The 23,535-nt window shown below is 69.3% G+C and carries 19 protein-coding genes; 14 read left to right on the top strand and 5 right to left on the bottom strand.

Features of this window, described 5'->3' with window-relative positions; genetic code table 11:
• Window positions 1-4: 4 nt before the first annotated feature.
• Genes ALIDE2_RS15100 through ALIDE2_RS15080 form a run of 5 tightly spaced genes read left to right on the top strand, consistent with a single transcriptional unit; the run spans window position 5 to window position 6,053 of the window.
• The gene (locus tag ALIDE2_RS15100) at window positions 5-1,828 is read left to right on the top strand and encodes an extracellular solute-binding protein (protein ID WP_013722494.1); all 1,824 of its coding nucleotides are present in this window, start codon (window positions 5-7) and stop codon (window positions 1,826-1,828) included.
• Window positions 1,829-1,873: 45 nt separating this feature from the next.
• The gene (locus tag ALIDE2_RS15095; protein ID WP_013519501.1) at window positions 1,874-2,335 is read left to right on the top strand and encodes a methyltransferase family protein; all 462 of its coding nucleotides are present in this window, start codon (window positions 1,874-1,876) and stop codon (window positions 2,333-2,335) included.
• Between the two features lie 17 nt (window positions 2,336-2,352).
• Window positions 2,353-3,390, top strand: a complete 1,038-nt coding sequence (locus tag ALIDE2_RS15090; RefSeq protein ID WP_013722493.1) for a microcin C ABC transporter permease YejB — start codon at window positions 2,353-2,355, stop codon at window positions 3,388-3,390.
• Window positions 3,356-4,414 (top strand): ABC transporter permease, encoded by a 1,059-nt coding sequence (locus ALIDE2_RS15085; RefSeq protein WP_049791334.1) that lies wholly within the window; start codon window positions 3,356-3,358, stop codon window positions 4,412-4,414. The genes ALIDE2_RS15090 and ALIDE2_RS15085 overlap by 35 nt, the downstream gene beginning before the upstream one ends.
• A gap of 1 nt (window position 4,415) precedes the next feature.
• Window positions 4,416-6,053, top strand: coding sequence for an ABC transporter ATP-binding protein (locus ALIDE2_RS15080; RefSeq protein WP_013722491.1), 1,638 nt, complete (start codon window positions 4,416-4,418; stop codon window positions 6,051-6,053).
• 19 nt (window positions 6,054-6,072) lie between these two features.
• Here the strand turns inward: ALIDE2_RS15080 and ALIDE2_RS15075 are convergent, their stop codons facing one another.
• Together ALIDE2_RS15075 and ALIDE2_RS15070 are read right to left on the bottom strand one after the other, a co-directional pair.
• The gene (locus ALIDE2_RS15075) at window positions 6,073-6,939 is read right to left on the bottom strand and encodes a universal stress protein (protein ID WP_013722490.1); all 867 of its coding nucleotides are present in this window, start codon (window positions 6,937-6,939) and stop codon (window positions 6,073-6,075) included.
• A gap of 137 nt (window positions 6,940-7,076) precedes the next feature.
• Window positions 7,077-7,982 carry a LysR family transcriptional regulator gene (locus ALIDE2_RS15070; protein ID WP_013519496.1) on the bottom strand — a complete coding sequence of 302 codons (906 nt, stop codon included), beginning with the start codon at window positions 7,980-7,982 and terminating at the stop codon, window positions 7,077-7,079.
• 92 nt (window positions 7,983-8,074) lie between these two features.
• Here ALIDE2_RS15070 and ALIDE2_RS15065 point away from each other — a divergent pair, with 92 nt between their 5' ends.
• Genes ALIDE2_RS15065 through ALIDE2_RS15055 form a run of 3 tightly spaced genes read left to right on the top strand, consistent with a single transcriptional unit; the run spans window position 8,075 to window position 10,838 of the window.
• Window positions 8,075-9,427, top strand: a complete 1,353-nt coding sequence (locus tag ALIDE2_RS15065) for an acyclic terpene utilization AtuA family protein (protein WP_013519495.1) — start codon at window positions 8,075-8,077, stop codon at window positions 9,425-9,427.
• 14 nt (window positions 9,428-9,441) lie between these two features.
• Window positions 9,442-9,804 (top strand): AtuA-related protein, encoded by a 363-nt coding sequence (locus ALIDE2_RS15060; protein WP_013519494.1) that lies wholly within the window; start codon window positions 9,442-9,444, stop codon window positions 9,802-9,804.
• A gap of 50 nt (window positions 9,805-9,854) precedes the next feature.
• Window positions 9,855-10,838, top strand: coding sequence for a Bug family tripartite tricarboxylate transporter substrate binding protein (locus ALIDE2_RS15055; RefSeq protein WP_013722489.1), 984 nt, complete (start codon window positions 9,855-9,857; stop codon window positions 10,836-10,838).
• A gap of 67 nt (window positions 10,839-10,905) precedes the next feature.
• Here the strand turns inward: ALIDE2_RS15055 and ALIDE2_RS15050 are convergent, their stop codons facing one another.
• Complete coding sequence (locus ALIDE2_RS15050) at window positions 10,906-11,964, bottom strand: AI-2E family transporter (protein WP_013519492.1); 1,059 nt, start codon at window positions 11,962-11,964, stop codon at window positions 10,906-10,908.
• 205 nt (window positions 11,965-12,169) lie between these two features.
• On the opposite strand from ALIDE2_RS15050, the gene ALIDE2_RS15045 reads away from it, so the two are divergent.
• From ALIDE2_RS15045 to ALIDE2_RS15025, 5 genes are all read left to right on the top strand, one after another.
• Window positions 12,170-15,046: a 2-oxoglutarate dehydrogenase E1 component gene (locus ALIDE2_RS15045; protein ID WP_013519491.1), complete on the top strand. Its 2,877-nt coding sequence runs from the start codon at window positions 12,170-12,172 to the stop codon at window positions 15,044-15,046.
• A 52-nt stretch (window positions 15,047-15,098) separates the two neighbouring features.
• Window positions 15,099-16,355: a 2-oxoglutarate dehydrogenase complex dihydrolipoyllysine-residue succinyltransferase gene (gene odhB, locus ALIDE2_RS15040; protein WP_013519490.1), complete on the top strand. Its 1,257-nt coding sequence runs from the start codon at window positions 15,099-15,101 to the stop codon at window positions 16,353-16,355.
• Between the two features lie 85 nt (window positions 16,356-16,440).
• On the top strand, window positions 16,441-17,868 hold the full coding sequence (gene lpdA, locus ALIDE2_RS15035) for a dihydrolipoyl dehydrogenase (protein ID WP_013519489.1): 1,428 nt from the start codon (window positions 16,441-16,443) through the stop codon (window positions 17,866-17,868).
• Between the two features lie 76 nt (window positions 17,869-17,944).
• Complete coding sequence (gene zapE, locus ALIDE2_RS15030; RefSeq protein ID WP_013519488.1) at window positions 17,945-19,042, top strand: cell division protein ZapE; 1,098 nt, start codon at window positions 17,945-17,947, stop codon at window positions 19,040-19,042.
• Window positions 19,039-19,734: a hypothetical protein gene (locus ALIDE2_RS15025; protein ID WP_013519487.1), complete on the top strand. Its 696-nt coding sequence runs from the start codon at window positions 19,039-19,041 to the stop codon at window positions 19,732-19,734. Before zapE ends, ALIDE2_RS15025 begins: the two co-directional genes overlap by 4 nt.
• A gap of 3 nt (window positions 19,735-19,737) precedes the next feature.
• Here ALIDE2_RS15025 and ALIDE2_RS15020 read toward each other — a convergent pair whose 3' ends face one another.
• Window positions 19,738-20,541 (bottom strand): PP2C family protein-serine/threonine phosphatase, encoded by an 804-nt coding sequence (locus ALIDE2_RS15020; RefSeq protein WP_013519486.1) that lies wholly within the window; start codon window positions 20,539-20,541, stop codon window positions 19,738-19,740.
• 117 nt (window positions 20,542-20,658) lie between these two features.
• Here ALIDE2_RS15020 and ALIDE2_RS15015 point away from each other — a divergent pair, with 117 nt between their 5' ends.
• Window positions 20,659-22,731: a DNA repair helicase YoaA gene (locus tag ALIDE2_RS15015; protein ID WP_013722488.1), complete on the top strand. Its 2,073-nt coding sequence runs from the start codon at window positions 20,659-20,661 to the stop codon at window positions 22,729-22,731.
• On the opposite strand, the gene ALIDE2_RS15010 is transcribed toward ALIDE2_RS15015, so the two are convergent.
• Window positions 22,694-23,491: an outer membrane protein assembly factor BamD gene (locus tag ALIDE2_RS15010; protein ID WP_013519484.1), complete on the bottom strand. Its 798-nt coding sequence runs from the start codon at window positions 23,489-23,491 to the stop codon at window positions 22,694-22,696. The genes ALIDE2_RS15015 and ALIDE2_RS15010 overlap by 38 nt on opposite strands.
• Window positions 23,492-23,535: the final 44 nt, after the last annotated feature.

The following is a 23,535-nucleotide window of genomic DNA, read 5'->3' as shown; positions in this document are numbered from 1 at the left end:
TCGCATGCGGTATCGGCTGATCTGTTCACTGTCCCTCCTGTGCCTGGCCCTGTACTCCGGCTCGCCCGCGCGTGCTGCGCATGCCTATGCCATGTGGGGCGAACCGGCGCTGCCGGCTGGCTTCGACCACCTGCCCTACGTGAACCCCGGCGCGCCCAAGGGGGGCGAGCTGCGCCTGGTGAGCAACCTGCGCGCCTCCACGTTCGACAAGTACAACCCCTTCACCATCCGCGGCAACGCGCCGGCCTACCTGTCGGCGCTGATGTTCGACACGCTGCTTTCCGGCTCGCTGGCCGAGACCGCCACGGGCTACGGCCTGCTGGCCGAGGACGTGGCGGTGGCGCCGGATGGCCTGTCGGCCACCTTCCGCCTGCGGCCCGAGGCGCGCTTTCACAACGGCAAGCCGGTGCTTGCCATGGACGTCAAGCACAGCTTCGACACGCTGGTGGGCCCGTACACCTCGCCCGCGTACAAGACCATGCTCATCGAGGTGGCCGGCGTGGACGTGCTCGATGACCGCACGGTGCGCTACCGCTTCCACAAGCCCAACCGCGAGCTGCCGCTCACCGTGGGCGGCCTGCCCGTGTTCAGCCGCGACTGGGGCCTGGGCGAGGATGGCAAGCCCAAGCCCTTCGACCAGGTGGTGATGGACATTCCCATCGGCAGCGGGCCGTACCGCATCGGCCCGGTGAACTTCGGCAAGGACATCACCTACGTGCGCGACCCGCAGTACTGGGCGCGCGACCTGCCCGTGCGCCGCGGCACGGCCAATTTCGACCGCGTGCTGATCAAGATCTACAAGGACAACACGGCGCGCCTGGAGGCGCTGAAGGCCGGCGAGTTCGACCTGATGCGTTTCTTCAGCGCCGGCGACTGGGCGCGGCGCGTGAACGGCAAGAAGTTCGACACGGGCGAGCTGGTCAAGGCCGAGTTCCCGAACAAGCTGCCCACGGGCTTCCAGAGCTATGTGCTCAACACCCGCCGCCCGCTGCTGGCGGACCGGCGCGTGCGCGAGGCGCTGGGCCTGGCGTTCGACTTCGAGTGGATGAGCCGCCAGCTGTTCTACGGCGCCTACCAGCGCGTGCACGGCATCTTCGGCAACACCATGTGCGAGACGCACGGCAACCCCACGCCCGCGGAGCTGGCCCTGCTGAAGCCCTGGCGCAAGGAGCTGCCGCCCGAGGTGTTCGGCCCCATGTTCGAGCCGCCCGTGACCGCGGACGCCATGGCCCTGCGCACGCATCTGCGCCGCGCCCAGGCGCTTTTGCGCGATGCGGGCTGGGAAGTCAAGGACGGCGCCTTGCGCAACGCCCGGGGCGAGCCCTTCGTGCTGGAGTACATGGACAGCAGCGAGGGCGGCGTGCGCACGCTCTCGTCCTGGCAGCGCAACCTGGCCAAGCTGGGCATCACGCTCAGGTTCCGCTCGGTGGACTTTGCGTTGTACCAGCAGCGGCTGCAGAAGTTCGACTTCGACATCACCACCATCGCCTACCAGGGCACGAACAACCCGGGCCAGGAATTTGCCGACCTGTTCGGCAGCCAGGCGGCGGACCAGGAGGATTCGGGCAACTTCCCCGGCGTGAAGAACCCGGCCGTGGACGCCGCGATCCGCGCCATGGTGTCGGCCAGGACGCTCGATCAGGTGCTGCCCGCCTGCCACGCGCTGGACCGCATCATCGCCCACGAGCATTACCTGATACCCCAATGGTCGGCGCCCACGCACCGCATGGTCTATAACGCCTGGCGCCTGGCGCGCCCGCAGGTGGTGCCGCCGTACTCGCCGGGCGAGATGTGGGTGGTAGATACCTGGTGGGCGCAAAAACCATAGCTGGTAGCGCTTTACTGGCAAGGCTTTCGCACTGTTTTTACTTAAATGTTCAACCTGGAACACAAGATTCCCCCGCCGGTCATTGGCCTGGCCTGCGCCGGCCTGGCATGGTGGCTGGCCCGCGCCGCGCCCGCCCTTGCGCTGCAGATGCCGGGGCGGCTGGCGCTGGTGGCCGTGCTGGCGTCCGCGGGGCTGGCCCTGGAGCTGTGGGGGCTGTGGACGTTCCGCCGGCACGGCACCACGCCCAACCCGCTGGCGCCCGGGCGCGCCAGCACCGTGGTGCAGTCCGGGCCGTACCGTTTCACGCGCAACCCCATGTACCTGGGCATGGCCGTGCAACTGCTGGCGTGGTGCGCGTACCTGGGCAGCCCGCTGTCGCTGCTGGCGCTGGCGGTGTTCGTGGCCTACATCACGCGCTTCCAGATCCTGCCGGAGGAGCGGGCGCTGCGCGCTCTGTTCGGGGAGCCGTACCAGCGCTACCTGCAGCGGGTGCGGCGCTGGATCTAAACCCATAATCGGCCGCCATGTTCGCCTACATCCTCAAGCGCATCCTGCTCATGCTGCCCACGCTGCTGGGCGTGCTGCTGCTGACCTTCGTGGTGATCCAGTTCGTGCCCGGCGGCCCGGTGGAGCAGTACCTGGCCGAGGCCAAGGCCGGCGTGGCCGGCATGGGTGGCGGCGGCGAGGGCGGCGGCATGGCCTACCGCGGCGCGCAGGGCGTGGACCCCAAGCGCCTCGCGCAGATCAAGGCGCTCTACGGCTTCGACAAGCCCGCGCACGAGCGCTTCGTGCAGATGCTGGGCCAGTTCGCGCGCTTCGACCTGGGGCGCAGCTTCTTCCAGAACAAGGACGTGTGGCAGCTGGTCAAGGAGAAGCTGCCCGTCTCCATCAGCCTGGGGCTGTGGACCTTCTTCATCAGCTACCTGGTGGCCGTGCCGCTGGGCGTGGCCAAGGCGGTGCGCGCGGGCTCGCGCTTCGACCTCGTCACCACGCTCATCATCCTCGTGGGTTATGCCATTCCCGGCTTCGTGCTGGGCGTGGCGCTGCTGGTGGTGTTCGGCGGGCAGCTGCAGTGGTTCCCGCTGCGCGGGCTGACGTCGGCCAACTGGGAGGAGCTGGGCCTGTGGGCCAAGGTGACGGACTACCTCTGGCACATCACGCTGCCCGTCACGGCCATGGTGGCGGGCAGCTTCGCGGTGACGGCCATGCTGACCAAGAACGCGTTCCTCGAAGAGATCCGCAAGCAATACGTGCTCACGGCGCGCGCCAAGGGGCTGGGTGAGCGGCAGGTGCTCTACAGGCATGTGTTCCGCAACGCGCTGATCCCCATCATCACGGGCTTTCCGTCGGCCTTCATCGGCGCGTTCTTCGCGGGCTCGCTGCTCATCGAGACGCTGTTCTCGCTCGACGGCCTGGGCCTGCTGAGCTACGAGAGCGTGATCCGGCGCGACTTCCCCGTGGTGCTGGGCACGCTGTACCTGTTCACGCTGATCGGGCTTGTCACCAAGCTCGTCAGCGACCTTTGCTATGTCTGGGTGGACCCGCGTGTCAAGTTCGACTGATTCGGTTTCCCTGTCGCCCGCGCGCCGCGCCTGGCTGCGTTTCAAGCGCAACCGCCTGGGCTTCTGGAGCCTGGTGGTGTTCTGCACCCTGGTCGTCATCAGCCTGGGGGCCGAGCTGGTCAGCAACGACCGGCCGCTCATCGTGCGCTACGAGGGGCAGACCTACTTCCCCATGCTCAAGGACTACCCCGAGACCACCTTCGGCGGCGACTTCCAGACGCCCACCGACTACCTCGACCCCTTCGTGCGCCAGCGGCTGAGCGAGGGCGGCAACTGGGCGCTGTACACGCTCAACCCCTATGGGCCGCAGACCCTGAACTACTTCGCCAAGGAGCCCAACCCCTCGGGCCCCTCGCGCGAGAACTGGCTGGGCACCGACGACCGCGGGCGCGACCTGCTCGCGCAGCTGATCTACGGCTTTCGCGTCAGCGTGCTGTTCGGCATCGCCCTCACCGTGGTGGGCGTGCTGCTCGGCGTGGCGGCAGGGGCCGTGCAGGGCTTCTTCGGCGGCAAGACCGACCTGGCCTTCCAGCGCTTCATAGAGATCTGGGGCTCCATGCCCGAGCTGTACCTGCTCATCATCTTCAGCGCCGTGTTCGCGCCCAGCATCGCGCTGCTGCTGGTGCTGCTGTCGCTCTTCGGCTGGATGGGGCTGTCGGACTACGTGCGCGCCGAATTCCTGCGCAACCGCCAGCTCGACTACGTGAAGGCCGCGCGCGCGCTGGGCGTGAAGAGCGGCCAGATCATCTGGCGCCACATCCTGCCCAACAGCATGACGCCGGTGGTCACCTTCCTGCCGTTCCGCATGGGCGCGGCCATCCTGGCGCTCACCTCGCTCGACTTCCTGGGCCTGGGCGTGCCGCCGGGCACGCCCAGCCTGGGCGAGCTGCTCTCGCAGGGCAAGAACAACATCGACGCCTGGTGGATCTCCATCTTCACCTTCGCCGTGCTCGTCAGCACGCTGCTGCTGCTGACCTTCATGGGCGACGCGCTGCGCGACGCGCTCGATCCACGGAAGAACTGACATGCGCGCCACCGCTCCGATGAACCCCCAGACACCGCCGCTGCTGCAGGTGCAGGACCTGCGCGTGCGCTTCGGCGCCAAGGAAGTGGTGCATGGCGTGAGCTTCAACATCGCCCCCGGCGAAAAGCTCGCGCTGGTGGGCGAATCGGGCTCGGGCAAGACGGTGACGGCGCTGGCGCTGCTGCGCCTGGCGGGCGACGCGCAGCTCGAAGGCCGCGCGCTGATGCAGGGGCGCGACCTGCTGCAGCTACCCGAGCGCGAGCTGCGCGGCGTGCGCGGCGGCGACATCGCCATGGTGTTCCAGGAGCCCATGACGGCGCTCAACCCGCTCATGCCCGTGGGCGAGCAGGTGGCCGAGGTCTTGATGCTGAAACAGGCCCTGACGCAAGCACAGAGCGCGCAAGCAGCTATCGAATTGCTAGCTAGCACGGGCATTCCCGAGCCCGCGCGGCGCGCCGGGAGCTTCCCGCACCAGCTCTCGGGCGGGCAGCGCCAGCGCGCCATGATCGCCATGGCGCTGGCCAGCCGCCCCCGGCTGCTGCTGGCCGACGAGCCCACCACGGCGCTGGACGTGACGCTGCGCGGCCAGATCCTGGATCTGCTGTCCGACCTGCAGCGCCAGACTGGCATGGCCGTGCTGCTCATCACGCACGACCTGAACCTGGTGCGCCGCTTCGCCGACCGCGTGGCGGTGATGGAGCAGGGCGCGCTGGTGGAGCAGGGCACGGTGGCCCAGGTGTTCGGCGCGCCGCGCCATGACTACACGCGCCGCCTGATCGGCAGCACGCCGCGGCGCGACGTGGCCGAGGGCGCGCCGGCCGAAGGCGCCGTGCCCGCGGCGCAGGCCGGGGCCTTGAGCGTGGCCTATCCCGTGCCCCTGCCGGGCTTTCGCGGCTGGTTTTCCAAGGGCGAGTTCGTGGCCGTGAAGGGCGTGGGCTTTCGCATCCAGCACGCGCGCACCCTGGGCGTGGTGGGCGAGTCGGGCTCGGGCAAGTCCACCCTGGCCCAGGCCCTGCTGGGCCTGCTGCCCGCGCGCGGCGAACTGCAGGTGGCGGGCCAGTCCTGGCAGCAGCCCGCGCAACACAACAGCACGCACAACCAGCTGCTGCGCCGGCAGGTGCAGGTGGTGTTCCAGGACCCGTTCTCGTCGCTGTCGCCGCGTATGACCGTGGAGGAAATCGTGGGCGAGGGCCTGCACGTGCATGAACCCCGGCTTCCCGTCCCCGAGCGCCGCTCCCGCGTGGCCGCCATGCTGGCCGAGGTGGGGCTCACCGAGGCGCAGTTCCCCGGGTTGCTCTCGCGCTATCCGCATGAGTTCTCGGGCGGCCAGCGCCAGCGCCTGGCCATCGCGCGCGCCCTGATCCTGCAGCCGCAGCTGCTGGTGCTGGACGAGCCCACGAGCGCGCTGGACGTGACCATCCAGCAGCAGGTGCTGGGCCTGCTGCAGCGCCTGCAGAAGGAGCGCGCGCTGTCGTACCTGCTCATCACGCACGACGTGGCGGTGGTGCGCGCCATGGCGCACGAGGTCCTCGTGATGAAGGACGGCGAGGTGGTGGAAAGCGGCAGCGTGCGGCAGGTGCTGGATGCGCCGCGCCACCCGTACACGCAGCGGCTGGTGGAGGCGGCGCGGCCGTTGTGAACGGCGCCGCGTGGCGCGTTCAGCGCAGTACCAGCATGGGCACGCTGCACAGGCGCAGCAGCGCCGTGGTGGTGCTGCCCACGATGAGCTGGCGTATGCGCGAGTGGCCGTAGGCGCCCAGCACGAGCAGTGCGTCGCCGCGCTTTTCCATCAGCGCCGGGATCGCCTCTTCGGGAGGGCCGGCCACGAACTGCGTGCCCACCTCGAAGCCGGCCTGGCCCAGCAGCGCCTGCGCTTCGTCCAGGTGTTTCTGCGCCTGGGGCGTGGCCTCGCTCGCCATGGCCAGCAGGCCCGGCATGCCGCGCAGCAGCGGGCTGCGCGCCACGGCTTCTATCGCGTGGTGGGCGGTGGCGCTGCCGTCGTAGGCCACGACAAAGCTGCCGGGGGCGCTGAAGTCCGGCCGGGTCATGACCAGCACCGGCTGGCGCACCTGGCGCACCACGCTCTCCACCCGGTGGTCCAGCCGCAGCTTGCGCGGACTGGTGGCCTGGCGGTTGCTGCCGAGCACGAACAGGCGTGCGCTGGGCTCGCATTCCAGCAGCGCGTCGGTCAGGTCGCCCTGGCGCAGCAGTATCTGCAGCGCGCCGGCGGCGCTCTCGGGCACGCGCAGGCGCGCTTGCTCCATCATGCGCCGCGCGGCCTCGCGCGCCAGCCGGGTGCGCTCCTCGTCCAGGGTGTTGAGGCGTTCGAGCAGCAGGTCCTGCGCGCCCATGCCTATCACGCCGCTGTAGTCGCCCACGGGCGGCAGCGGCTCGGGCTGCTGCAGCACGTGCAGCAGTGCCAGGGGGGCGCCCAGCCGCTGCGCGGCCCAGGCGGCGCCATCCACCACGGCGTGCGTGGTGGCCAGCCCGTCGATGCAGGCATACACGGTGTTCTGGGTGGTCATGCGGTGTCCTCCTTGGAGTGCAGTGTGGCACTGCGGTCGCGCCCGTGCCAGCCGAAAGCCGTACCGTGCAAGCGCATTATGGTTAATCCGTGCCGAACCATTGCCTACAGGGCGTAGGCAGCTATCGTTTTTGGTGATCAATCGCTGCGTGGGCGTTCGCGCAGCACATGCGCGTGCAGCGCCTGGGCCGCCGCGGACAGGTTGCGGTCGCGCCGGCGCACCAGGTAGATCTGCCGCGTGAGCCCGGGCAGCGTCAGCGGCCGCGTGGCCAGGTCGGGGTGCTGGAAGTGGAACAGCGTGAAGGTCGGCACCACGCTGATGCCCAGCCCCGCGCGCACCATGCCGGTCACGGTGGCGAGCTGCTCGACCTCCATCACGGTGCGCATGGCCTGGGGGTGGAAGGCCGCCTCCAGGTACTGGCGCACGCTGCTGTGCCGCGCCAGGTGGATGAAGGGCCATTGGGCCAGCGCGCGCAGCGATGCGGGTGCGCCGCCGGGCAGGGGCCGCGCGGCCAGCGGGTGGTCCGTGCGGCACACCAGGTGGAAGCCGTCGCGGCAGAACGGCTCGGCCTGCAGTTCGGGCGTGTCGGCGCGGATGGCGGCCAGCGCGAAGTCGGCCCGGCCCGTCGCCACGCGCTCGATGCAGGGCTCGGACAGCACGTCGGCAATGTCCAGCTCCACGCCCGGGTGCCGGGCGTGAAAGCCCGCCAGCACGCCCGGCAGCCACCCCGCGGCCAGCGACGGCAGCAGCGCGATGGCTACGCGCCCGCGCCGCAACGTGGCCGCGTCGCGCATGGCGGCCAGCGCTGCATCCACCTCGGCGCGGATGCGCAGGGCGGATGCGTGGAAGTTCTCGCCCTCGGCCGTCAGGCCCACATGGCGCGTGCTGCGGTCGAACAGGCGCAGGCCCAGGCCGTCCTCCAGCGCGCGGATGAGTGCGCTGAACGCCGGCTGCGACAGGTGGCACTGCGCGGCCGCGCGCGTGAAGCTGCGCTGCGCGGCCAGGGCGAGGAAAGCGTCGATCTGGCGCGAGGAGATATTCATTCGTTTTTTCGATGAATTGATCGTGACAATCTATTTCACAGATTAACCCAACGCGCCTACAGTGCGCCGCAGAGACAACCCGAGGACACGCGATGGCGAACCCTTCATCCCTGCTCATAGGCTGCGCGGCCGGCTTCTCGGGCGACCGCACCGACGCCGCCGCGCCCGTGGTGCAGGCGCTCGTGGACAGCGGCCGCCCCGCCGTGCTGATCTTCGAGACCCTGGCCGAGCGCACGCTGGCGCTGGCCCAGCTGGCGCGCCGCGCCGACCCCGGGGCGGGCTACGAGCCGCTGCTCGACGAGCTGCTGCGCCCCGTGCTCGCGCAGTGCCTGCGCCATGGCGTGCGCATCGTGAGCAACTTCGGCGCGGCCAACCCGCAGGGAGCCGCGCTGCGCATCCTGCAGCTGGCGGCCGAGCTGGGCGCGCGCCGCCCGCGCGTGGCCGTGGTGCACGGCGACGACCTGAGCGGGCCGCAGCACCGCGCCCTGCTGGCCCAGGCCCTGGGGCAGGACATGCCCGCGCAGCCTGTCGTGAGCGCCAATGCCTACATCGGCGCCGAACCGATCGCCGATGCGCTGCGCGCGGGCGCCGACATCGTCGTCTGCGGCCGCGTGGCCGACCCGTCGCTGGTGCTGGGCCCGGCGCTGGCGCACTACGGCTGGGCCATGGATGACTGGGACCGCCTCGCGCGCGCCACCATGGCCGGCCACCTGCTCGAATGCGGCGCGCAGGTCACTGGCGGCTACTTCGCTGACCCGGGCTACAAGGACGTGCCGGGCATGGCGCGCCTGGGCTACCCCATCGCCGAGATCGACGCCGACGGCCACTGCACCATCACCAAGCCCGGGGGAACGGGCGGGCGCGTGGACGAGCGCACTGTCAAGGAGCAACTGCTGTACGAGCTGCACGACCCCGCCGCCTACCTCACGCCCGACGTGGTGGCCGACATCACGCAGGCCCGCGTCGCCCAGGCTGGCGCCGACCGCGTGCGCCTGGAGGGCGTGCGCGGCCATGCGCGGCCGCCCTCGCTCAAGGTGAACGTGTGCTTCGAGTCCGGCTGGTTCGCCGAGGGCGAGATCTCCTATGCCGGCGCGCGTGCCGAGGCGCGCGCGCGCTTGGGCGGCGAGGTGCTGCGCGAGCGCCTGGCGGGCGTGGCGCCGCTACGCGTCGACCTGATCGGCGTGGCCAGTGTCTTTGCCGACGACGCCGGGCGCTGGCTGCAGGCCCATGCAGGGCAGGACGCGCAGGACGTGCGCCTGCGCGTGGCGCTGCAGCACCAGGACCACGCCAGCGCCCAGCGCCTGGTGCGCGAGGTGACGGCGCTGTACTGCTGCGGCCCGGCCGGCGGCGGCGGCGTGCGCACCGCCATGCGCCCGCGCCTGGGCACGGTGTCGTGCCTGGTGCCGCGCGCGGCGGTGGAAACGGGCTTCACGCTGCTGGACTGAAAGGCCCATCGACCATGACCGATACCGACTTGACCGTTCCCCTGTACCGCCTGGCGCACGGCCGCACGGGCGACAAGGGCAACCGCTCCAACATCAGCGTGATCGCCTGGCATCCCGCGCTCTGGAACCTGCTCGTGGAGCAGGTCACCGAGCAGGCCGTCGCGCGCCAGTTCGCGCTGCGCCGGCCCAGCCGCGTCGCGCGCCATCTGCTGCCGCAGCTGCACGCGATGAACTTCGTGCTCGACGGCGTGCTCGACGGCGGCGTGAACGACGCGCTCAACCTCGACAGCCACGGCAAGGCGCTGTCCTTCCTGCTGCTGGACCTGCCCGTTCGGGTGCCGGCGGCGCTGGCGCGGCACTTGGCAGGCCCCCGGTGACGCGGAGCCGCCCCTTTTCCCTTTTTCAACATGGCAACACAGGAGACGACATGAATCCATCCACGCATCGCCGCCGCGCACTGGCCACGGCCGCAGCCGCGCTCGCACTGGCTCTGGCCGGCACGGCTGGCGCGCAGGCCCGGTATCCGGCCAAGGCCATCACCTTCGTCGTGCCGTTCGCGGCGGGCAGCGCCACCGACCAGCTCGCGCGCGCCCTGGGCCAGTCCGTCAGCACCGACACCAGGCAGCCCGTGGTGGTGGACAACAAGGCCGGCGCCAGCGGCATGATCGCCGCGCAGGCCGTGGCCAAGGCCGCGCCCGACGGCTACACCGTGCTCATCACCACCAACACCACGCACGCGGCCAACGAGCACCTGTACAAGAAGCTGCCCTACGATCCGGTGAAGGACTTTACCCCGGTCACCGGCCTGGGCAAGGGCGGGCAGGTGCTGGTGGTGAACGCCAGCGCGCCCTACAAGAGCGTGGCCGAGCTGCTCGCTGCCGCGAAGAAGAACCCCGGCAAGCTCAGCTTCGGCAGCGGCAGCTCGTCGAGCCGCATGGCCGGCGAGATGCTCAAGCAGCTCGCGGGCGTGGACATCCTGCACGTGCCCTACAAGAGCAACCCGCTGGCCATCACCGACCTGCTGGGCGGGCAGATCGACATGATGATCACCGACACGTCCACCGGCGTGCCGCAGATCAAGGCGGGCAAGCTGCGCGCGCTGGGCTACTCCACGCAAAAGCGCGGCGCGCAGCTGCCCGACGTGCCCACCATCGCCGAGGCCGGCGTGAAGGGCTACGACATGGGCTACTGGTTTGCCGCCTACGTGCCCGCTGGCACGCCCGCGCCCGTGGTGGCGCGCCTCAACGAGCTGCTGGCCCACGCCACCAGGAGCGAGGCCGCGAGGTCGTTCTTCGACACCGCGGGCTCCGAGGCCTGGACCACCACGCCCGAGGAACTGGCCAGGTTCCAGGCCGCCGAGACCCAGAAGTGGGGCAGGGTGATCAAGGCCGCGGGCATCGAGCCCGAGTGAGCGCGCGGGTGGTTTGGGGCGCTATTGGCCTGTTGCGCCCTGTGGGTAAGCGCATGCAGCTATATTTTCAGGAGCTTTGCCCATCGTCGACCGGCGCGAACAGGTCCCAGGTGGCCATGAACAGCGCCGCGATGACGGGGCCGATCACGAAGCCGGTCAGCCCGAACAGCGCCATGCCGCCCAGCGTGGAGATCAGCACCACGTAGTCGGGCATCTTGGTGTCCTTGCCCACGAGCAGCGGGCGCAGCAGGTTGTCCACCAGGCCGATGACGCCGACGCCGTAGGCGGTCAGGATCGCGGCCTGGCCGGTGGATCCCGTGGCCAGGAAGTAGATGGCCACGGGCCCCCAGATCAGGCTGGCGCCCACGGCCGGCAGCAGCGACAGGAAGGCCATGAGCACGCCCCACATCACCGGCCCCTGGATGCCCAGGATCCAGAAGATGAGCCCGCCCAGCGCCCCCTGCGCCGCCGCCACCACGATGTTGCCCTTGACGGTGGCGCGGATCACGGTGGTGAACTTGCGGGCCAGCTGATTCTTGTGCTCCGTATCCAGCGGAATGGCCTGGCGGATACGCGCCGCCAGCCGCGGGCCGTCCCGCAGCAGGAAGAACAGCAGGTACAGCATGACGCCGAAGCTCACGATGAACTGCAGCGTGTTCTGCCCCACGTCCAGCGCCTTGGTGGCCAGGAACTGGCTGGCCTGGGCGCCCACGGCCGTCAGGCGCGCCTGCAGCTCGGCCATGGAGGTGAGGTGGAAGCGGTCGAGCAGCTCCAGGACCCAGGCGGGCAGGGCGGCCAGCACCTGCTGCAGGTAGGCGCCGTAGTTCAGCTGCCCCGAGCGAGCGCGCTCGTAGGCCACGCTGGCTTCCTGCACCAGGGAGATGCCGATGAACACCATGGGCAGGATCACGATCACCAGGCAGATGCACAGCGTGATGAACGCGGCCAGGTTGCGCCGGCGCGGCATGCGCCGCAGCAGCCGGCGGTGCAGCGGCGTGAACAGGATGGCCAGCACCACGCCCCAGAAGATGGCGCCGTTGAGCGGCCAGAGAATGGCGCCGAAGGCCAGGGTCACGGCGGCGAGCAGCAGCAGCAGGGTGCGGTTCTGGAGCAGGAGCGGGTGCATGGGCGGCAGGAAGTGGACAACGGCCAACTGTAAGCCAAGCCGCCCGGCGCCGTGCGGCGCGCCCGCCCGTGTTCGATGGCACAATAGCGCCCGCAAACGAGGTCCTTCCCCTGCCACAGTCGCATCCGCCAACCGGTTCAGCCGTGACGCGGAAGGTTTGTCAACCAGCTAATGCTTCCTTCAGGGAAGCGGAGGTCAGCGGAATATGAGCGAGCCCACATCCGTCTACCAAGCCTACCAAGGCAACACCTATCTCTTCGGCGGCAACGCCCCCTACGTCGAGGAGATGTATGAGAACTATCTCGCCAACCCCGGCAGCGTGCCCGATTCCTGGCGCGAATACTTTGACGCACTGCAACATGTGCCCGCGGTAGACGGCAGCAATGCCAAGGACGTTCCTCATCTTCCGGTCATCAACGCCTTCGCAGAGCGCGCCAAGGCCGGCGGCACCCGGGTGGTCGTTGCCAGCACCGACGCCGAGATGGGCCGCAAGCGCACGGCCGTGCAGCAGCTCATCGCCGCCTACCGCAACGTCGGCGCGCGCTGGGCGGACCTCGATCCCCTGAAGCGCGCCGAGCGGCCCGCCATTCCCGAGCTCGAGCCCTCGTTCTACGGCTTTGCCGATGCCGACCAGGAAACGGTGTTCGACACCAGCAACACCTTCTTCGGCAAGGACAGCATGCCCCTGCGCGAGCTGCTCAACGCGCTGCGCGAAACGTACTGCGGCACCGTGGGCGCGGAATACATGTACGCTACCGACCAGGCGCAAAAGCGCTGGTGGCAGCAGAAGCTCGAGAGCACCCGCAGCAAGCCAGCCTTCGATGCGGCCAAGAAGAAGCGCATCCTCGATCGCCTGACGGCCGCCGAGGGCCTGGAGCGCTACCTGCACACCAAGTACGTCGGCCAGAAGCGCTTCTCGCTCGAGGGCGGCGAGAGCTTCATCGCCGCCATGGACGAGCTGATCCAGTCCGCCGGCGCCAAGGGTGTGCAGGAAGTGGTGATCGGCATGGCCCACCGCGGCCGCCTGAACGTGCTGGTCAACACTCTGGGCAAGATGCCCAAGGACCTGTTCGCCGAGTTCGACCACACCGCGCCCGAAGACCTGCCCGCGGGCGACGTGAAGTACCACCAGGGCTTCTCCTCCGACGTGTCCACCCCCGGCGGCCCGGTGCACCTGAGCCTGGCGTTCAACCCCTCGCACCTGGAAATCGTCAACCCCGTGGTCGAGGGCTCGGTGCGCTCGCGCATGGACCGCCGCGCCGACCCCAAGGGCAAGCAGGTGCTGCCCGTGCTGGTGCACGGCGACGCCGCCTTCGCGGGCCAGGGCGTGAACCAGGAAACGCTGGCGCTGTCTGAGACCCGTGGCTACACCACGGGCGGCACGGTGCACATCATCATCAACAACCAGATCGGCTTCACCACGTCCGACCCGCGCGACCTGCGCTCCACGCTGTACTGCACCGACATCGTGAAGATGATCGAGTCGCCCGTGCTGCACGTGAACGGCGACGACCCCGAGTCCGTGTGTCTGGCCATGCAGCTGGCGCTGGAGTTCCGCATGGAGTTCTCCAGGGACGTGGTGGTGGACATCATCTGCTACCGCAAGCTGGGCCACAACGAGCAAGACACCCCCATGCTCACCCAGCCGCTGATGTACAAGAAGATCGCCCAGCACCCCGGCACGCGCAAGCTCTACGCCGACAAGCTGGCCACGCAGGGCCTGGGCGAGACGCTGGGCGACGACATGGTCAAGGCCTACCGCGCCGCCATGGACGAAGGCAAGCACACCATCGACCCGGTGCTGACCAACTTCAAGAGCAAGTACGCCGTGGACTGGAGCCCGTTCCTGGGCAAGACCTGGACGGACGCCGCAGACACCGCCATCCCGCTGACCGAGTGGAAGCGCCTGGCCGAGCGCATCACCACCATCCCCGAGAGCGTCACGCCGCACATGCTGGTGAAGAAGGTCTACGACGACCGCGCTGCCATGGGCCGCGGCGAGATCAACGTGGACTGGGGCATGGGCGAGCACATGGCCTTCGCCTCGCTCGTTGCCAGCGGCTACCCCGTGCGCCTGTCGGGCGAGGACAGCGGCCGCGGCACCTTCACGCACCGCCATGCCGTCATCCACGACCAGAAGCGCGAGAAGTGGGACGAGGGCACCTACGTGCCGCTGCAGAACGTGGCCGAGAACCAGGCGCCCTTCGTCGTCATCGACTCCATCCTGTCCGAAGAGGCGGTGCTGGCGTTCGAATACGGCTATGCCTCCAACGACCCCAACACCCTGGTGGTCTGGGAAGCGCAGTTCGGCGACTTCGCCAACGGCGCGCAGGTGGTGATCGACCAGTTCATCGCCTCGGGCGAGGTCAAGTGGGGCCGCGTCAACGGCATCACGCTGATGCTGCCGCACGGCTACGAGGGCCAGGGCCCCGAGCACAGCTCGGCGCGCCTGGAGCGCTTCATGCAGCTGGCGGCCGATGCCAACATGCAGATCGTGCAGCCCACCACGGCCAGCCAGATCTTCCACGTGCTGCGCCGCCAGATGGTGCGCAACCTGAGGAAGCCCCTGGTCATCATGACGCCCAAGTCGCTGCTGCGCAACAAGGACGCGACCTCGCCGCTGTCCGAGTTCACCAAGGGTGGCTTCCAGACCGTGCTGGGCGAGCGCGACGAGGCCATCGCCAAGAACGCGGCCAAGGTCAAGCGCGTCATCGCCTGCTCGGGCAAGGTGTACTACGACCTGGTGAAGAAGCGCGCCGAGGCCGAGCGCAGCGACGTGGCCATCATCCGCATCGAGCAGCTCTATCCCTTCCCGCACAAGGCCTTCGCCGCCGAGCTCAAGAAGTACCCCAACGCGACCGACATCGTGTGGTGCCAGGACGAGCCGCAGAACCAGGGCGCCTGGTTCTTCATCCAGCACAACATCCACGAGAACATGCACGAGGGCCAGAAGCTCGGCTACGCCGGCCGCGCCGCCTCGGCATCGCCCGCCGTGGGCTACGCACACCTGCACCAGGACCAGCAGAAGGCCCTGGTCGAGGCCGCCTTCGCCAAGCTCAAGGGTTTTGTCCTGACCAAGTAAGGCCACCAACCCACTCATTCAGAACAAAACACTTTTTGGAAAGAACACCAACATGGCAATCGTAGAAGTCAAGGTTCCCCAGCTGTCCGAGTCCGTGGCCGAGGCCACGCTGCTGCAGTGGAAGAAGAAGCCCGGCGAGGCCGTCGCCCAGGACGAGATCCTGATCGAGATCGAGACCGACAAGGTGGTGCTGGAAGTGCCGGCCCCGTCCGCCGGCGTGCTGGCCGAGCTGCTGGTGGGTGATGGCGGCACGGTCGTGTCCGACCAGCCCATCGCCAGGATCGACACCGAGGGCAAGGCCGGCGCCGCCGCGCCCGCCGCTGCAGCGCCTGCCGCAGCGGCCCCCGCGGCGGCTGCCGCCGCACCGGCCGCCGCCGGCGGCGGCAAGGGCGACGTGGCCATGCCCGCCGCCGCCAAGATCCTGGCCGAGAACAACCTGTCGGCCGCTCAGGTGGCCGGCAGCGGCAAGGATGGCCGCGTCACCAAGGGCGACGCCCTGGCGGCCGTGGCCGGTGGCGTCAAGTCCACCGCCGCCGTGATCCCCACCGGCGTGCCCGCCAAGGCGCTGCCCCAGGTGGCGGCTCCGTCATCGGCCCTGGACCTGGGCGAGCGCCCCGAGCAGCGCGTACCCATGAGCCGCCTGCGCGCCCGCGTGGCCGAGCGCCTGCTGCAGTCGCAATCCACCAACGCCATCCTGACCACCTTCAACGAGGTCAACATGGCCCCGGTGATGGAGCTGCGCAAGAAGTTCCAGGATGCGTTCACCAAGGAACACGGCGTGAAGCTCGGCTTCATGTCCTTCTTCGTCAAGGCTGCGGTGCACGCGCTCAAGAAGTACCCGGTGCTCAACGCCAGCGTGGACGGCACCGACATCGTCTACCACGGCTACTTCGACATCGGCATCGCCGTCGGTTCGCCGCGCGGCCTGGTGGTGCCCATCCTGCGCAACGCCGACCAGATGAGCTTCGCCGACATCGAGAAGAAGATCGCCGAGTTCGGCAAGAAGGCCGGCGAAGGCAAGCTGGGCATCGAGGAGATGACCGGCGGCACGTTCTCGATCAGCAACGGCGGCACCTTCGGCTCGATGATGTCCACCCCCATCATCAACCCGCCGCAGTCGGCCATCCTGGGCGTGCACGCCACCAAGGACCGCGCCGTGGTCGAGAACGGCCAGGTCGTGGTGCGTCCGATGAACTACCTGGCCATGTCCTACGACCACCGCATCATCGACGGCCGCGAGGCCGTCCTGGGCCTGGTGGCCATGAAGGACGCGCTGGAGGATCCCTCGCGCCTGCTGTTCGACCTGTGATCTGCAGCAGGGTGTAACTCTCGACAACCCACCCTCGGCCTGGCCCGGCGGTGGGTTTTTTCTCTCCCCTATTCCTGAAGAAACCATGAGCAAACAATTCGACGTCATCGTCATCGGCGCCGGCCCCGGCGGCTACATCGCAGCCATCCGCGCAGCGCAGCTGGGCATGAACGTGGCCTGCATCGACGAGTGGAAGAACGCCGCAGGCGGCGCCGCGCCCGGCGGCACCTGCACCAACGTGGGCTGCATTCCGTCCAAGGCGCTGCTGCAGTCGAGCGAGCACTTCGAGCACGCCACCAAGCACTTCGCCGAGCACGGCATCAGCACCGGCAAGGTGACCATGGACGTGGCCACGATGATCGGCCGCAAGGACGCCGTGGTGAAGCAGAACAACGACGGCATCCTGTACCTGTTCAAGAAGAACAAGGTCAGCTTCTTCCACGGCCGTGGCTCGTTCGCGCGCGCCGTCGATGGCGGCTACGAGGTCAAGGTGGCGGGCAAGGCCGAGGAACTGCTCACGGCCAGGCAGGTCATCGTCGCCACCGGCTCCAATGCGCGCGCGCTGCCCGGCGTGGAGTTCGACGAGGTCAACGTGCTGTCCAACGACGGCGCACTGGCTATCGGCGCGGTTCCGAAGAAGCTGGGCGTGATCGGCTCGGGCGTGATCGGCCTGGAGATGGGCAGCGTGTGGCGCCGCCTGGGCGCGGACGTGACCATCCTCGAAGGCCTGCCGACCTTCCTGGGCGCCGTGGACGAGCAGGTCGCCAAGGAGGCCAAGAAGGCGTTCGACAAGCAGGGCCTGAAGATCGAGCTGGGCGTGAAGATCGGCGAGGTCAAGAACGGCAAGAAGGGCGTCTCGATCGCCTACGCCAACGCCAAGGGCGAAGAGCAGAGGCTGGACGTGGACAAGCTCATCGTCTCCATCGGCCGCGTGCCCAACACCACCGGCCTGAACTCCGAGGCCGTGGGCCTGCAGCTCGACGAGCGCGGCGCCATCGTGGTCGATGCCGACTGCAAGACCAACCTGCCGGGCGTCTGGGCCGTGGGCGACGTGGTGCGCGGCCCGATGCTCGCGCACAAGGCCGAGGAGGAGGGCGTGGCCGTGGCCGAGCGCATCGCCGGCCAGCACGGGCACGTCAACTTCAACACCATCCCCTGGGTCATCTACACCAGCCCCGAGATCGCCTGGGTCGGCCGCACCGAGCAGCAGCTCAAGCAGGACGGCGTGAAGTACAAGGCCGGCAGCTTCCCGTTCCTGGCCAACGGCCGCGCACGCGCGCTGGGCGACACCACGGGCTTCGTCAAGTTCCTGGCCGATGCCGCGACGGACGAGATCCTGGGCGTGCACATCGTCGGCCCCCTGGCCAGCGAGCTGATCTCCGAGGCCGTTGTGGCGATGGAGTTCAAGGCCAGCAGTGAAGACATCGCCCGCATCTGCCACGCCCACCCCTCGCTGTCCGAGGCGACCAAGGAAGCGGCGCTGGCCGTGGACAAGCGCACCCTCAACTTCTGAAGTTCGGGGTAAAAATGGCTGCCAGCGCTTACTAGTCAAGCGCTGGCAGCTATTGTTTTCAAAGCAAGGAACATCGGTGAACGTCAGGCAGGCCTATGAGGCGGAACTCGCCGCCAAGGGTTTCAAGAGCGACCCGGCGCAGCTGCGCGCCGTGGATGCGCTCGAACGCTGCGCGCAGGAGTGGGGCCAGTACAAGAGCCGCCGCTCCAACGCGCTGAAGAAGCTCATCAACCACCCCGAAATACCCAAGGGCGTCTACATGTACGGCGGGGTGGGGCGCGGCAAGAGCTTTCTCATGGACTGCTTCTTCAACGCCGTGCCCCTGAAGCGCAAGGTGCGCCTGCACTTCCACGAATTCATGCGCGAGGTGCACCGTGAACTGGCCGGCCTGCAGGGCCAGCAGAACCCGCTGGATGCCCTGGGCGCGCGCATCGCCAAGCGCTACAAGCTCATCTGCTTCGACGAGTTCCACGTGGCGGACGTGACCGACGCCATGATCCTGCACCGCCTGCTGGCGTCCTTGTTCGACAACGGCGTGGGCTTCGTCACCACGTCCAACTTCAAGCCCGACGAGCTGTACCCGGACGGGCTGCACCGCGACCGCATCCTGCCCGCGATCGCGCTGCTCAACGAGCGCATGGAAGTGGTCAACGTGGACAACGGTACCGACTACCGCCGCCGCACGCTGGAGAATGCCAGGCTCTACCACTGCCCGCTGGGCCCCGAGGCCGACGCCGCGATGCGGGAGACCTTCGACCTGCTGGCCGAGGTGCACGACGAAGACCCGGTGCTGCACATCGAGGCACGCGAGATCCGCGCCCTGCGCCGCGCCGGTGGCGTGGTGTGGTTCGATTTCCGCGACCTGTGCATGGGCCCGCGCTCGCAGAACGACTACCTGGAGATCGCCACCCAGTTCCACACCGTGCTGCTGTCGGGCGTGCCCTACATGCCGGTCAACCTGGCCTCGCCCGCGCGGCGCTTCACCTGGCTGGTGGACGTGCTGTACGATAGGCGCGTCAAGCTCATCGTCTCGGCCGCCGTTCCGCCCGAGGAACTCTACACCGAAGGGCCGCTGGCGCACGAGTTTCCACGCACCGTCTCGCGCCTCAACGAGATGCAGTCCAAGGAATACCTGCAGCTTGAACGGCGCATGGTGGACACGGGATTGACATGAGACCTTCGGATTTCCTGCCTGCCTTCACCCGGATGCTGATCGTGCTGGGCGCCACCGTGCTGGTGCCGGCCCAGGCTGCGCAGCCGGCTGCCGCCACAGCGGTGCAGGAGGAGGCCGCGCGCCAGGCACAGCTGCAAAGGCAGGCCCGGCGCGAGCAGATCCAGGCCGAGCGGCAGGCCGTCCAGGCGCAGCTGGGCAAGGACGAGGCCGCGTGCTACCAGGCGTTCGCGGTCAACGATTGCCTGCGCAAGGTGCGGTCCAAGGCGCGCGCGGCCGACAATGCGCTGCGCCAGCAAGAGCTGCAGATCAACGATGAGGAACGCCGCGAGAAGGCCGATCAGCGCATGCGCTCCATCGAGGAGCGGCGGCAGGAGCAGCAAGAGAAGCTGCAGTCTGGCGAGAAGCCCGCCCCTCCGCGCGCCACCGAGCGCAACAATGCGCAGGCGCGCGAGCAGGAAGCGCGCCAGCGCGCCGAGCAGCAGCGGCGCCGCGCCGCCGAGCATGCGGCAGACCTGGAGCGGCGCAAGCAGGCCGAGCAGCAGCGCATCACCGAATCGCGCGCCCGCTACGAGGCCAAGCAGCAACAGGCCCGCGAACGCCGCGAACGGCACGAGCGCGAAAAGGCGGAGGCCGCCGCCTCGGGCCGCAAGCCGCCGGCTCCGCTGCCGCCCGGCAATCAGGCCACGCCTTGAATCTCAGGCCTGGGGCGTGAGCTGCACCGGGCGCGGCAGCCGTTTCTCATCGGCCAGCGCCTCGATCTTCACCACCAGCAGCGACAGGTTGTCGCCGCCTCCGCGCGACCGGGCGCGCGCCTTGTCGATGAGGAATTCGCTGGCCTCGCGCGGGGCCAGCGAGTCCAGCACCGACGCCAGCTCGGCCGACGAGAAGTAGTGCCAGACGCCGTCGCTGCAGGCCAGCAGCATGTCGCCGGGCTGCAGCTGGGGGATCAGGTGTGTCGTGACGGGGGGATCGCTCTCCGCGCCCAGGCAGCCGATCAGGACATTGGAGTGGGGATGGCGGCCGGCCTCGGCCTCGGTGAGCTCCCCGCGGTCCACCAGCGCCTGCACGTAGGAGTGGTCGCTGGTGCGAAAGACCAGCTGCCCGTGCTGGAAGTGGTAGATGCGCGAGTCGCCGGCATGCACCCAGTGGCAATCGCCCCGCGGGTTGATCACGAAGGCGGCGATCGTGCTGTGCGGCTCCTGCTCGGCCGAGATGGCCGTGAGGCGGATCACGATGTGCGCCTCCTGGACGATGTGCTTGAGCAGCGCGGCCGCGTCGTCCGTCGCGGGCGAATAGCGCTCGAAAAGCTGGCGCGCCGTGAGCATGACCTGGTCGGAGGCCTTGCGCCCGCCGCTGCGCCCGCCCATGCCGTCGGCCACCACGCCGAGCACGCAGCCGTTGAAGCGGGGGTGCGGCAGCAGGGCGACCTGGTCCTGCTGGTATGTGCGGTCACCCTTGTGGATGCCGGTGGAGGCACTGATGCGGAACGCTTTGGTCATGTGGGCAGGAGAAGGCAGGCGCTTTGCGGCGTCCGGGTGGCGACGCGGCTGCCTATTATGATCAAGCAGCGCAGTATGAACCAACGCCCTCAAGACGCCACCTTCCCGTCTCCTCCCATGCAGCTCGATGACCAGGTGGCCCGGGCCTTCGCGCCGGAAGGCCCGCTGGCGCGCGTGCTGCCCCATTTTTGCCCCCGCACGGGCCAGACGGACATGGCCCTGGCGGTGGCGGGCGCCATCGGCGCCCCCGCGCGGCTGGTGGTGGAGGCGGGCACCGGCGTGGGCAAGACCTTCGCGTACCTGGTGCCGGCTCTCTTGAGCGGCCGGCGGGTGCTGGTCTCCACCGCCACGAAGGCCCTGCAGGACCAGCTCTTCGGCCGCGACCTGCCGCTGCTGCAGCGCGCCCTCGCGCTGCCCCTGCGCCCGGCGCTGCTCAAGGGGCGGTCCAGCTATCTGTGCCGCCATCGCCTGGAACTGGCACGCCAGGACGAGAGGGCGGGCGATGCCGATCTGGCGCGGGACCTCGGCCGTATCGAGCGGTGGGCGCAGGGCACGCTCACCGGCGATCTGGCGCAGCTGCCGGATCTGGACGAGCGCTCGGCCGCCGTGGCCCTGGTCACCTCCACGCGGGACAACTGCCTGGGCGCGGACTGCCCGCGCTTCCAGCAGTGCCATGTCTACCAGGCGCGCCGCGAAGCGCTGGCGGCAGACGTGGTGGTCATCAACCACCATCTTTTCTTTGCCGACCTGGCCGTGCGCGAATCGGGCGTGGCCCGGCTGCTGCCCAGCGCGGGCGTGGTGATCTTCGACGAGGCCCACCAGCTGGCCGAGACGGCGGCGCAATTCCTGGGCGCGCAGCTCGGCACCGGCCAGCTGCTGGACCTGGGCCAGGACCTGCGGGCCGCAGGCCTGCGCTGGGCGCGCGGCCTGGCGGATTGGCAGGCCCTGCATGACGGGCTGCGCCATGCGGTGCGCACGCTGCGCCTGCTGGCCGCTGGCGGCGGTGGCGATCCGGGCGACCATGGGGCAGCCCGCGTGCCCTGGGCGGGGCCGGCGCCCGACGGCGTGGACCCCGCGCAATGGGCGGATGCGCTGCATGCCGTGGTGGCCGCGCTGCGCGCCGCCCTGGCGGCCCTGGACGGTCTGGCGGGGCTGGCCCCCGACCTGCAGCACCTGCACCAGCGCACCGTTGCGCTGCTGGAGCGCCTGGCGCATTTCTCGGCAGCGGGCGATGGGGGCAGGGTGCGCTGGCTGGAGGTGGCGGGCCAGCCGCGCATGTCGGAGTCGCCGTTGGACGTGGCGCCGGCCCTGCATGCGCTGTGGCACGGCGCGCCCGCGCCGCAGGGCGCCTGGGACGAGGAAGGGGGCGCGGCGCAGGCGGCGGATGCCCGCTCCTGGGTGTTCACCTCCGCCACGCTGGGCGACGATGCCGGCCTGCGCTGGTTCACCGAGGCCTGCGGCCTGCAGGACGCCCGCATCCTGCGCGTGCCCAGTCCGTTCGACTACGCGCGCCAGGCCGCGCTCTACGTGCCTGGGCAATTGCCGCTGCCCACCGATCCCGCCCACAGCGTGCAGCTGGCGCATTGGGTCAGCGATGCCGTGGCGCGCCTGGGTGGGCACACGCTGGTGCTGACCACCAGCCTGCGGGCGCTGCAGGCGGTGGCCGCCGTGCTGCAGAAGCGCTTCTTGCCCGGTGGCGGCATAGAGGTGCTGGTGCAGGGCCAGGCACCCAAACGGCAGATCATGGAGAGCTTTCGCTCGCAGGCCCATGCAGGCGGCCATCCCGCCGGCCAGGTGCTGGTGGGCTCGGCTACCTTCTGGGAGGGCTTCGACGTGCCCGGCGATGCGCTGCAGCTGCTGGTGATCGACAAGCTGCCCTTTCCTTCGCCGGGCGACCCGCTGGTTCGGGCGCGCAGCGAGCGGCTTGCGCGGGAAGGGCGCAGCGCGTTTCGCGAACTTGCCCTGCCGGCCGCCGCCGTGGCGCTCAAGCAGGGTGCCGGGCGCCTGATACGGCGCGAGAGCGACCGCGGCGTGCTGGTCGTGGCCGACACGCGCCTCGTTGGTAAGGGCTACGGCAAGCGCCTGATGCGGGCCTTGCCCGCGATGCGCCGCCTTGCGTCGCAGGAGGAGTTCGAGGCGGCGCTGGACGCGCTCACCAGAACTTCCACCACGGATTGTCCTTGGCCTTGAAGCCGGTGCTCAGCAGGCTGCTGTTGGGGTAGGAGGCCTGCAGCACGCGTTGCGCGTCGTCGCGCAGCTGCGTCATGCCCAGCGCGTCGTAGGAGCGCACCAGGATGTACAGCGCCTCCTCGGTGGCGGGCACGTCCTTGTAGTCGGTGATGGCGCTTTGCGCGCGGCTGATGGCCGCCACGTAGGCGCCGCGCTGGTAGTAGTAGCGGGCCACGTGCACCTCGTACTGCGCCAGCGAGTTGACGATGTAGGTCATGCGCAGGCGCGCGTCGGGCGTGTAGCGCGACTCGGGAAAGCGCGTGACCAGCTCGCGGAAGGACTCGAAGGAGTCCTTGGCGGCCTTCTGGTCGCGCTCGGAAAGATCCTGGCGCGAGAGCCAGGAAAACAGGCCCAGGTTCTCGTTGAAGTTCACCAGGCCCTTGAGGTACAGCGCGTAGTCGAGGGCGGGGCTCGCCGGGTGCAGCTTCATGAAGCGGTCCAGCGTGGCGATGGCCTGGGCCTTCTCGCCGCCCTTGTACTGGGCGTATGCCTTTTCCAACTGGGCCTGCTGGGCCAGCGGCGTGCCGGCGGCGCGGCCTTCGAGCTTTTCCAGCAGCGGCACGGCCTTGTCGTAGGCACCGCCGTTGAGCTCGTCGCGCGCCTCGGCATAGATCTTGTCGGTGCTCCAGCCGGCGGTCTTGTCCTCGGGGCTGCTGGCGCAGGCTGCCAGCAGGCCGGCAGCCAGCAATGCGGAGATCAGGGACGGGGAAAAACGCGGCATGGCGAAAGTTCTCGGGCAAGAATTGGAAGGCTGCTGGCGGCCGC

The organism is Alicycliphilus denitrificans K601 (genome assembly GCF_000204645.1).
Lineage (GTDB): Bacteria > Pseudomonadota > Gammaproteobacteria > Burkholderiales > Burkholderiaceae_C > Alicycliphilus > Alicycliphilus denitrificans.
Note: the sequence above shows the minus strand (reverse complement) of the source record. Positions and strands in the feature narration are given on the sequence as shown.

Bases quoted from the DNA above. Each gene is read 5' to 3' on its own strand.
- ALIDE2_RS15100 (WP_013722494.1), top strand. From the start codon at position 5: ATGCGGTATCGGCTGATCTGTTCACTGTCCCTCCTGTGCCTGGCCCTG.
- ALIDE2_RS15020 (WP_013519486.1), bottom strand. From the start codon at position 20,541: ATGACCAAAGCGTTCCGCATCAGTGCCTCCACCGGCATCCACAAGGGT.
- ALIDE2_RS15070 (WP_013519496.1), bottom strand. From the start codon at position 7,982: ATGAATATCTCCTCGCGCCAGATCGACGCTTTCCTCGCCCTGGCCGCG.
- ALIDE2_RS15025 (WP_013519487.1), top strand. From the start codon at position 19,039: ATGAGACCTTCGGATTTCCTGCCTGCCTTCACCCGGATGCTGATCGTG.
- ALIDE2_RS15080 (WP_013722491.1), top strand. From the start codon at position 4,416: ATGCGCGCCACCGCTCCGATGAACCCCCAGACACCGCCGCTGCTGCAG.
- ALIDE2_RS15090 (WP_013722493.1), top strand. From the start codon at position 2,353: ATGTTCGCCTACATCCTCAAGCGCATCCTGCTCATGCTGCCCACGCTG.
- ALIDE2_RS15085 (WP_049791334.1), top strand. From the start codon at position 3,356: ATGTCTGGGTGGACCCGCGTGTCAAGTTCGACTGATTCGGTTTCCCTG.
- lpdA (WP_013519489.1), top strand. From the start codon at position 16,441: ATGAGCAAACAATTCGACGTCATCGTCATCGGCGCCGGCCCCGGCGGC.
- ALIDE2_RS15045 (WP_013519491.1), top strand. From the start codon at position 12,170: ATGAGCGAGCCCACATCCGTCTACCAAGCCTACCAAGGCAACACCTAT.
- ALIDE2_RS15060 (WP_013519494.1), top strand. From the start codon at position 9,442: ATGACCGATACCGACTTGACCGTTCCCCTGTACCGCCTGGCGCACGGC.
- ALIDE2_RS15015 (WP_013722488.1), top strand. From the start codon at position 20,659: ATGCAGCTCGATGACCAGGTGGCCCGGGCCTTCGCGCCGGAAGGCCCG.
- odhB (WP_013519490.1), top strand. From the start codon at position 15,099: ATGGCAATCGTAGAAGTCAAGGTTCCCCAGCTGTCCGAGTCCGTGGCC.
- ALIDE2_RS15065 (WP_013519495.1), top strand. From the start codon at position 8,075: ATGGCGAACCCTTCATCCCTGCTCATAGGCTGCGCGGCCGGCTTCTCG.
- ALIDE2_RS15055 (WP_013722489.1), top strand. From the start codon at position 9,855: ATGAATCCATCCACGCATCGCCGCCGCGCACTGGCCACGGCCGCAGCC.
- ALIDE2_RS15075 (WP_013722490.1), bottom strand. From the start codon at position 6,939: ATGACCACCCAGAACACCGTGTATGCCTGCATCGACGGGCTGGCCACC.
- ALIDE2_RS15050 (WP_013519492.1), bottom strand. From the start codon at position 11,964: ATGCACCCGCTCCTGCTCCAGAACCGCACCCTGCTGCTGCTGCTCGCC.
- ALIDE2_RS15095 (WP_013519501.1), top strand. From the start codon at position 1,874: ATGTTCAACCTGGAACACAAGATTCCCCCGCCGGTCATTGGCCTGGCC.
- ALIDE2_RS15010 (WP_013519484.1), bottom strand. From the start codon at position 23,491: ATGCCGCGTTTTTCCCCGTCCCTGATCTCCGCATTGCTGGCTGCCGGC.